Consider the following 8,779-nt stretch of genomic DNA (forward strand, 5'->3'; position numbering starts at 1 on the left):
TTCCCCCCCCCCCCCCCCCCCCCCCTCGCCCCCCCCCCCCCCCCCCCCCCCCCCCCCCCCCCCCAGCCCCGGCCTCAACGGCCGGTCGTTCGAGAGGAGATCCCTCAGGCCGCCGGGAAGATCTCGGCGTCCGGCTTGAGCAGCTGGCCCGGCTGCGGCGCGGTGCCGTCCACCAGGTAACGGGTGACCAGCGCGTTCAGCGCCTTGCTACGGCCGACGGCGCAGTGCTCGATGGAGTCCACGCTGACCAGCACGGCGTTGCCCAGCTCCTGCTGCATCCGCTGGGCGAACTTGTACTGGGTGGCCGGGTCATAGAGGTTGCCGACCACCATCACCGTGTTGGAGGTCTTCTTGTTCCAGGGGCCGGTGAAGCGCTCGGCGTCCCGGGCCGGGGCCGGCCAGCTCGCGCACGCCGGGGCGTCGAAGGCCTGGTAGCGGCCGAAGGTCGGCGACTCCTTCTCCCACGCGCGGGCGACGTTGGCGAACACCCGGTCGTTCGACGGGTACGGCTTGTCCTGGCAGTTGACGCCCATGTAGGAGTCGTCACCGGCGTACTCGGAGTCGGCCGGGGCCTCGCGCAGCGCCCGCGGGACGTTCACCGTGAGCTGGTTGGCCTCGTCGTCGGAGACGTTCGCCTTCGGCGCCAGCAGGGCGGCCGCGGCCGGCTTCTGCATCACCTGGTAGGTGGCCTGCAGCGACTTCGCCAGCGGAGCCAGCTTGGCCTGCGAGTACAGCGCGCTGGCCACCTCGCTGGTGAAGCTGCTCAGCGTCACCTGGGAGCCGTTCGACAGCGTGATCGGGCTGGTCCGCAGGTGGTCGCGGAGCGCGTCGAACTTGGCGCGGGTGTCGCCGTCGCCGAAGGCACAGCGCGGGGCGCCGGCGGCCTGGCAGCGCTTGAGGAACTCGTCCAGGGCGATCTCGAAGCCGCCCGCCCGCTGGCGGTCGTACTCCAGGCCGTTGTGCAGGCGAAGGTTGGGGTCGACGTTGCCGTCGACGATGACCGCACGCACCTTGTTCGGGTACATGGCGGCGTAGGTGGAACCGATCAGGGTGCCGTAGGAGAACCCGGCGAAGGTCAGCTGGGAGTCACCGACGGCGCGACGCATCCGGTCGAGGTCGCGGACCACGTTGATGGTCGACATGTGCTCGATCAGCGGGCCGGCGTTCTTGCTGCAGGCGTCGGTGTAGTCCTGGTCGGCGTCCAGCGTCTCGTCGACCTCGGCCTTGGTGACGGGCACGCCCACCATGCGGTTGTTGACCGCGTCGGCCTCTTCCTGGGTCTTGAAGCACTTGAGCGGGTTGCTCCGGGCCACCCCGCGCGGGTCGAAACCGACCAGGTCGAACTTGGCCTGCACCTCGGCGCCGAAGCGGGTGGTGGTCGCCCACATGTAGCCGCTGCCGCCGGGGCCGCCCGGGTTGAGGAACAGCGAACCGATCCGCTTGGCCGGGTCGCTGGCGCGGTGCCGCATCATGGCGATGCCGACCTTCTGGCCCGACGGGTCGTCGTAGTCCAGCGGCACGGGGTAGACGGCACAGTCGAAGCCGCCCGGATCCGGCTTGGTCGGGTCGGGGTTACAGGGCTTCCAGTCGACGGGGTCGACCTTCGCTTCGGCGGCCGCCGCACCCGGGGCCTGGTCGATCGGCGCGGCCGACGCGGCCACAGCGGTTCCGGTGACAAGGGCGAGCGCGCAGGTGACCGCTCCGGCCAACGTGGATATGCGGGACAAGGAACCTCCTCCGTACTGAAAGGGCGGCCCCAGCCTGTCAGTCTGAGATCTCCCTGTGAAGACCTCGTGGCGGCGGAATTGTCCCTGACTTCCTGTCGCTCTCCCCCGGAACATTCTGTGAATAAACCAACTTGACGGTTGATTGACCTGACGGCAGTTCATCCACACCCGACGGATGAACGGCGACCGCCGACCGGGCCGTGGGCTTCCGGCGTCACCCCCGGCCCGGGTCTCGACCGCTATTCGGCGATCGGCTGCGAGAGAACAATGCTCACCGTCCTGGCCACCCGCCCGGCCGCCACCCCGGCCGCGCTAACCGCCCGTCGCCCCGCGGAGGGCGGCCGTCACCAGACCCTGGAGTTCGTCGGGCCCGGTCTCACCGCCACCGACCAGGCGGTCGAAGACCAGCCCGTCGATGCAGGCCAGCAGCGTGGCGGTCCGCCCGTCCGGGTCGGCGACACCCTGATCAGCCAGGAAGGCCCGGACGACGGCCCGCCCCGCGTTCTCCCGCGGCACGAGGATCTCCCGCAGCTCGGGGTCGCGTACGCTCTCCACCGCACAGGCGTACCGGGCGAGCGAGCGTCGCCGCCCCTCACCGGTCAGTCGGCGTCGCATCAACTCCCGGATGCTCTCCACCAGTTCGTCCGCCGATCGGAGCACCGCCCGCTCCCCCAGGGCCTGCAGTTCACGCTGGTCCAGCTCGACCAGCCGTCGCACCAGCGCGGTCAGCAGCGCCTGCCTGGTCCGCAGATACGCCGAGGTGGTGCCGACCGGCAGCCCGGCTGCCGCGTCCACCGCCCGGTGGGTCAGCCCCCGCACGCCCGCGTCCGCGAGCACGCCGATCGCCGCGTCCGCCAGCACGGTCCGCCGGTCCGGCCTCGCGACAGCGACAGCGCCCGCGCCCCGCTCCTGCCCCTGATCCTGCCCCTTTCCCTGGTCCCGCCCCTGGCCCTGGCCCTGGTCCCGATCTCGCCGCATCCCCCCTTTCTACCGGGCCGACACCTCCCGCCGGAGCGGCGCCCCGCCCCCGGCACCCACCCCGAGCGCCCGCCCACCAGCCCGACCCCACCCCTCCACCGCCCCCCGTAAGCCCGTAGTACGCTCCTTCTACAGCTGTAGAAGGCAGCACGGCGACAGGGGAAGGACCGGGCATGAGCAGCGGCAACAGCGCGGTGGTGGTCGGGGGCGGGATCGGCGGACTGGCCGCCGCGATCGGGCTCCGACTGGCGGGGTGGCAGGTGACCGTGATCGAGCGGGCGGCCGTCCTGGACGACGCCGGCGCCGGGATCTCCCTGGCGGCCAACGGAATGCGGGCACTCGCGACGCTCGGGGTGGCGGAGGCGATCGAGGCGGCGTCCCGGCGGCAGTACACCGGCGGCACCCGCACCCCGGACGGCCGCCGCCTCGCCGCGATGGACGGCGCGGCACTGGAGCGCGAGCTGGGCGCACCGATCGTCGGCATCCCCCGGGCGGACCTGCACCGGATCCTGCGCGAGGCCCTGCCCGTCGAGTCCCTGGTGATCGGCGCCGAGGTGACCGACCTCGACACCAGCGCCCCCGACCGGATCACCGTGAGCCACGGCAGCAGCACCGTCGCGGCCGACCTCGTCGTCGCGGCCGACGGCATCAACAGCCGGATCCGACGCCGCCTCTTCCCGGCCCACCCCGGGCCGGCGTACAGCGGCTCGACCGTCCTGCGGGCGATCACCGAGCGCCCGGTCGCGGGGCTGACCACCGACTTCGAGCTGACCTGGGGCCACGGGGCCGAGTTCGGCCACATCGCCTTCCCGGACGGCCGGGCCGAGTGGCATGCCGTCCTGAACGCTCCGGCCGGGGTCCGCTACCGGGACCCGTTGGCCGAGGTCCGCCGCCGTTTCGCCCGCTGGCACGACCCGATCCCCGCGCTGCTGGCGGCGACCGAGCCGGAGGCGGTGCTGCACCACGACGTCAACGCGCTGGTCACCCCCCTGTCCTCGTACGTCTCGGGCCGGGTCGCGCTGCTCGGCGACGCGGCGCACGCCATGACGCCCCACCTCGGCCAGGGCGCCTGCCAGGCCCTGGAGGACGCGGTGACCCTCGCCGCCGCGGTCGCCGCGAGCCCGACGGTGGAGGGCGCACTCGCCCGCTACGACGCGGTCCGCCGCCCGCGCAGCCAGACCGTGGCCCGGGACGCCCGCCGGGCCGGCCGGATGGGCCAGCAACTCGCCAACCCGCTCGCGGTCCGCCTGCGCAACGCCGCGATCCGCCTGACTCCGCCCGGCGCGATGATGCGGACCGTCCTCAAGCACGCCGACTGGACGCCGCCCCGGATCGCCCCGGGCGCCGCGGCCTGACGGGCTGCGCGCCACCGAGCGGCGGCGCTCCAGCACGGAGCAGCCCCAGCACGGGGCAGCGCTCCAGCACGGGGCGGCGCTCCGCCGGAGGGCTCCGGGCGGCGAGCGGCAGGGCAGTGCAATCGGGATGCATCCGGAACAAAGTAGGATGACTCAACTCCCGCGCTACGCGCGAAGAGTTCCATAAATGTTCCATTTGCCCGATTTACTACCGCTTCACACGCCCGGAGCCCCCCTCATGGACAACACGTCCACCGCCGACACCGCCGCCGGCGCGATAGAGACGCGCGGAATCGAACCCGTCCCCGACCACGAGCGTCAGGGCAGAGTCCGCGAGCTCTTCCCGACCTGGGTCGCGGCGAACATCAGCGTCCTGCTGCTCACCATGGGTGCCGCCCTGGTGGTGCTGAACCAGCTGAACTTCTGGCAGGTCCTGATCGTCGCCGCGTGCGCCGCGCTGGTCTCGTTCGGCCTGGTCGGAGTGCTGTCGGTCTCCGGCAAGTGGGGCGGGGCGCCGGGTGCGACCCTCTCCCGGGCCACCTTCGGGGTGCGCGGGAACCTCTTCCCCGGCGCGATCCTCTGGATCGCCCGGTTCGGCTGGGAGACGATCAACGCCGTCACCGGTGCATACGCCGTGCTGACCGTGCTCGACCTGCTCTTCGGCGTCAAGAGCAACACCGCGCTGATCGTGATCACACTGTTCGCGTTCGTCGCCTGCACCTTCCTGGTCTCCGGCATGGGCCGGAAGGCGCTCAACGTCTGCAACACCTGGTCCACGTACCTCTTCGGTGTGTTCAGCGTGCTGGTGCTGGGCTACCTCGTCGCGACCATGCACTGGAGCGAGGTCTTCTCCAAGCCCGCGGGCACCACCGCGATGATGATCGCCGGCATCGGGACCATCGCCGCCGGCGGCATCAGCTGGGTCCCCACCGGCCCGGACTTCGCCCGCTACCTGCCGCACTCCGCCTCCGGCAAGAAGATCGTCGGCGTGACGGTCTCCGGCGCCGGCCTGGTCATGGTGCCGATGGTGCTGATGGGCGCCGTGATGGCGGTGGCCTCCCCCGGTCTGGCCGAGGCCGCCGACCCGGTCTCCTTCCTCGGTGACCTGCTGCCGACCTGGCTGGCCGTGCCCTACCTGCTGACCGCGATCGTGGGCATGCTGCTGATCAACAGCCTCTCCATGTACTCGGCCGGCTTCACCGCACAGACCATGGGCGTCAAGCTGCCGCGCGCCCTGGCCGTCAGCATCAACGCCGTGATCTCGCTGGTCGGCGGCCTGCTGCTGATGCTGGTCGCGAAGAGCTTCCTGGGCTCCTTCATCACCTTCCTGATTCTGCTCGCCGTCTCCTTCTCGGCCTGGATCGGCGTCTACGCGGTGGACATGTTCCGGCGCCGGACGCGCGCGGTGCGCTACGACGCCGCCGCGCTGATGGACACCACCCGGAACAGCCGCTACTGGTACGCGGGCGGCTTCTGCTGGCAGGCGATGGTCTCCTGGGTGCTCGCGCTGCTGTTCGGGCTCGCCTTCACCAAGTGCGACTGGTTCGCCGGCCCGCTCTCCGACACCCCCGTCGGCAAGTACGGCCTCGCCTGGGCCGCCACCATCGTGATCTCCGGCGTGATCATGGCCCTGCTCCCCACGCCTCGGGAGAACACCCCGGCCACCGGCGACCAGCCGGCCGCCGAGCAGGCCACCACCGAGCAGTCCGAGCGGACCGAACAGGTCACCGTCTGACCCCGGCAACACCCCGGGCCCGAACCTCGGACCCGAACCTCGGGCCCACACCCCGGACCGGGGGGGGGGGGGGGGGGGGGGGGGGGGGGGGGGGGGGGGGGGGGGGGGGGGGGGGGGGGGGGGGGGAGGGGGGAGGGGGAGAGCATGCCCCCACCCCCCCCCCCCCCCCCCCCCCCCCCCCCCCCCCCCCCCCCCACCCCCCCCCCCCACCCCCCCCCCCCCCCCCCCCCCGGTCCCGTTTCCATCTGCCCGAGAAACACTCCCCGTGGAACGACGACCCGCAGGTCTCAGTCGGCCGCCGGGCTGCCGACGCGCAGCAGGTTGCCGCTGCGGTCGACGAGGGCGAACTCCCGCATCCGGTAGTCGGTGCCGTGCACCGGCTCCAGCCGGCTGCCGGTGGCCGGGTCGGCCGGAACCCCGATCCGCGCCCACTCCTCGTGCCATGCGTCCGCGTCCCGGACCTGGAGGTAGCAACTGCCCGCGGTGGCCAGCGGGTCCACTCCCGGTTCATGACGGAAGTGCAGCTCGACCATGCCCCGGACGACGATCAGGTAGCCGTCCGGCCCGTCCCAGCGGCCCCGGGGCTCGAAGCCGAGCCGGCCGTAGAACTCCTGGGTCTCGTCCAGGTCCCGGCTCGGCAGGACCGGAACCGCGTACTCGTCCATGCCGGCACCCTACCCGCCGCCCCTGAAAGGTGTGTTGACAGAGCGTCAGACCGTTGCGCTCGGCACCCGAGACAACGTACGGGAGGAGAACCGACGGTCGGGTGCTCGAACTGCTCAGCGCCTCCTCTCGTACCTGGCCAGGAGCACTCCCCCGGGGAACGTCCGCGTCTCCACCAGGTTCAGGTTCACCCAGTTGTCCAGCGCGGTGAAGAACGGCGTGCCGCCGCCCACCAGGACCGGATGGGTGGCGATCACGTACTCGTCGATCAGTCCGGCGCGCATGGCGGCCCCGGCGAGCGTTGCGCCGCCGATGTTCATCGGGCCGCCGTCCTCGGCCTTGAGCCGGGTGATCTCCGCGATCGCGTCGCCGGTGACCAGGCGGGCGTTCCAGCCGACCTCGTCGATCGTCGAGGAGAACACCACCTTCGGCGTGTCCCGCCAGTTCCGCGCGAACTCGATCTCCGCCGGGGTGGCGCCGGGCCGCTGGTCGCCGGTCGGCCAGAAGGAGCTCATCGTCTCCCACAGCTTGCGCCCGTACAGCGACAGGGCGCACGCCTGCTCCAGTTCGAGCCACCACTGGAAGAGCTCGGGGCTCGGCGGTCCGCTCCAGCCGATGTCGTCGCCAGCCGCGGCGACATAACCATCCAGGGTCAGGTTCATGCCGTAGATCAGTCTCCGCATCGCCCAGCCTTCCGTCCGTGGGTGTCCGGCGTACCGACCAAGCGTGACGCGGGAAGCTCATCGACGCACGGACCCGGGACCGGTCGCCACGTCGGCGTGGCCGGGTCGCCGAGGACCGACGCCATGGCGTCGGCGATCTCGCCGCGCGTCGCGGTGGGTTCCAGCGCACGCCCCAGGCCGCGCCGGGCGAACGCGGCCGCGTTGTCGGGCTGGTCGGCGAGAACGCCCACGGCCGGCACGAGGGTCGCGCCCTGCACGGCGGCGACGTTGCAAGGGTCCGCGATCACCCCCCGCCTCACTTGAACGCGTTCAAAATCGCGCTACAGTGTTCCTCGGCAAGGTTTTGAACACGTTCGAAACACGAAGGGGAGTAGTCCCGTGGACTACACAGTCATCAGCTACGCCGTCTATCTGCCGGTCGCCACCGGGGTGACGGTCTGGGCGGCCCGCACGCTCAGCCGGAACGGCCGGATCTTCCTGGCGGACGTGTTCGCCGGGGACGACCGGCTCGCCGACGCGGTCAACCACCTGCTCGTGGTCGGCTTCTACCTGATCAACCTCGGGTTCGTCGCGCTCTGGATGCGCAATGACGAGCAGGTGGGCGACGTCCAGGGCATCTTCAACGCCCTGTCCTACAAGCTCGGCACCGTCCTGCTGGTACTCGGGGCGATGCACCTCGGCAACGTCTACGTGCTCAACCGGATCCGCCGCCGGGGCGCCCAGGAGCGCGAGCCCATGGCAGCGTCGCGCCCGCCGGTCCCGGCGCAGGGCCGCGTCAAGCCGGGCGTGGCGTGACCGCGCACGGGTACGAGCCGCCGCCCGTGCGGCGGCTCACCGTGCTCCACGATCCCGCCTGCCCGCTCTGTCGCGGCCTCACCTCCTGGCTGCGCGGGCAGCAGCAGCTCGTCCCGCTGGAGTTCGTCGCGGCCGCCTCCCCCGAGGCCCGCGAGCTCCTCCCCGGGCTCGACCACGACGCATCGCTCGGCGAGATCACCGTGGTCGGCGACACCGGCGAGGTGTGGCGCGGCCACCACGCCTTCGTCGCCTGTCTCTGGGCGTTGGCCGACCACCGGCCGCTCGCCCGGCGGCTCGCCACGCCGGCCGGTCTCCCGCTCGCGCGGGCCGCCGCCTTCGCGGCCGCCCGGATCCGCGCGGTTACCAAGGGGCCGACCCGCGACTGCCGGCCCGACGCGTGTGACGTTCCCTCTCGTGCGGCCGAGTAGGGTGCTGCTCCTCAGGAAGGGTGGGTGCAGTGCCCATGACCCGCGAGACGGCGGTCGGGCCGGTGCAGAAGGTCATGCACGCCGAGTGCTCCAAGGCCGAGACGGCACGGTTGTTGGAGCAGCTCGACCGGGCTCTCGCCTGCCCGACCGGCTAGGAGCTGTTTAAGGTTCGGATCTCGCAGTGACTCAGTTCCGGGCTGGTGTCTCTGGTAGAACTCGGGGTCGTGGCGCGTTTTGACGTGACGGATGCTGAGTGGGCCTTGATCGAACCGCATGTGCCGGTGGCGGCCACCGGGCCCTTGCCGCGGCGGGTCCGGGACCAGTTCAACGGGGTGCTGTGGCGCTTTCGCACCGGCAGCGGCTGGCGGGACGTCCCCGAGCGCTACGGGTCCTGGAGCACCGTGTACGCCCGCTT

9 protein-coding genes are annotated in these 8,779 nt (G+C 72.0%); 5 read left to right on the plus strand and 4 right to left on the minus strand.

Annotated elements, in window-relative coordinates:
* Positions 1-104: 104 nt before the first annotated feature.
* Both ACZ4W5_RS21310 and ACZ4W5_RS21315 read right to left on the minus strand, forming a co-directional pair.
* Positions 105-1,727 (minus strand): alpha/beta hydrolase, encoded by a 1,623-nt coding sequence (locus ACZ4W5_RS21310; RefSeq protein WP_360240881.1) that lies wholly within the window; start codon positions 1,725-1,727, stop codon positions 105-107.
* A 312-nt stretch (positions 1,728-2,039) separates the two neighbouring features.
* Positions 2,040-2,705, minus strand: coding sequence for a TetR/AcrR family transcriptional regulator (locus tag ACZ4W5_RS21315; protein ID WP_465656193.1), 666 nt, complete (start codon positions 2,703-2,705; stop codon positions 2,040-2,042).
* A 173-nt stretch (positions 2,706-2,878) separates the two neighbouring features.
* On the opposite strand from ACZ4W5_RS21315, the gene ACZ4W5_RS21320 reads away from it, so the two are divergent.
* The gene (locus ACZ4W5_RS21320) at positions 2,879-4,060 is read left to right on the plus strand and encodes an FAD-dependent monooxygenase (RefSeq protein WP_465656194.1); all 1,182 of its coding nucleotides are present in this window, start codon (positions 2,879-2,881) and stop codon (positions 4,058-4,060) included.
* A 238-nt stretch (positions 4,061-4,298) separates the two neighbouring features.
* Positions 4,299-5,795, plus strand: a complete 1,497-nt coding sequence (locus ACZ4W5_RS21325) for a purine-cytosine permease family protein (RefSeq protein WP_465656196.1) — start codon at positions 4,299-4,301, stop codon at positions 5,793-5,795.
* Positions 5,796-6,082: 287 nt separating this feature from the next.
* On the opposite strand, the gene ACZ4W5_RS21330 is transcribed toward ACZ4W5_RS21325, so the two are convergent.
* On the minus strand, positions 6,083-6,460 hold the full coding sequence (locus ACZ4W5_RS21330; RefSeq protein WP_465656198.1) for a bleomycin resistance protein: 378 nt from the start codon (positions 6,458-6,460) through the stop codon (positions 6,083-6,085).
* 114 nt (positions 6,461-6,574) lie between these two features.
* Positions 6,575-7,141, minus strand: coding sequence for a dihydrofolate reductase family protein (locus ACZ4W5_RS21335; protein ID WP_465656199.1), 567 nt, complete (start codon positions 7,139-7,141; stop codon positions 6,575-6,577).
* 378 nt (positions 7,142-7,519) lie between these two features.
* Between ACZ4W5_RS21335 and ACZ4W5_RS21340 the strand changes: the two genes are divergently transcribed.
* The 3 genes from ACZ4W5_RS21340 to ACZ4W5_RS21350 all read left to right on the plus strand — a co-directional run.
* The gene (locus tag ACZ4W5_RS21340; protein WP_465656200.1) at positions 7,520-7,936 is read left to right on the plus strand and encodes a hypothetical protein; all 417 of its coding nucleotides are present in this window, start codon (positions 7,520-7,522) and stop codon (positions 7,934-7,936) included.
* Positions 7,933-8,364, plus strand: coding sequence for a thiol-disulfide oxidoreductase DCC family protein (locus ACZ4W5_RS21345; RefSeq protein ID WP_465656201.1), 432 nt, complete (start codon positions 7,933-7,935; stop codon positions 8,362-8,364). The genes ACZ4W5_RS21340 and ACZ4W5_RS21345 overlap by 4 nt, the downstream gene beginning before the upstream one ends.
* Positions 8,365-8,603: 239 nt before the next feature.
* On the plus strand, positions 8,604-8,779 hold a 176-nt coding region (locus ACZ4W5_RS21350; RefSeq protein WP_465656202.1), incomplete at its 3' end, for a transposase.

The organism is Kitasatospora sp. NPDC029367 (genome assembly GCF_055569135.1).

What these genes read in the sequence shown, in the direction of transcription:
- ACZ4W5_RS21315 (WP_465656193.1), bottom strand. Translation starts at nt 2,705, where the DNA reads ATGCGGCGAGATCGGGACCAGGGCCAGGGCCAGGGGCGGGACCAGGGA.
- ACZ4W5_RS21320 (WP_465656194.1), top strand. Translation starts at nt 2,879, where the DNA reads ATGAGCAGCGGCAACAGCGCGGTGGTGGTCGGGGGCGGGATCGGCGGA.
- ACZ4W5_RS21325 (WP_465656196.1), top strand. Translation starts at nt 4,299, where the DNA reads ATGGACAACACGTCCACCGCCGACACCGCCGCCGGCGCGATAGAGACG.
- ACZ4W5_RS21330 (WP_465656198.1), bottom strand. Translation starts at nt 6,460, where the DNA reads ATGGACGAGTACGCGGTTCCGGTCCTGCCGAGCCGGGACCTGGACGAG.
- ACZ4W5_RS21335 (WP_465656199.1), bottom strand. Translation starts at nt 7,141, where the DNA reads ATGCGGAGACTGATCTACGGCATGAACCTGACCCTGGATGGTTATGTC.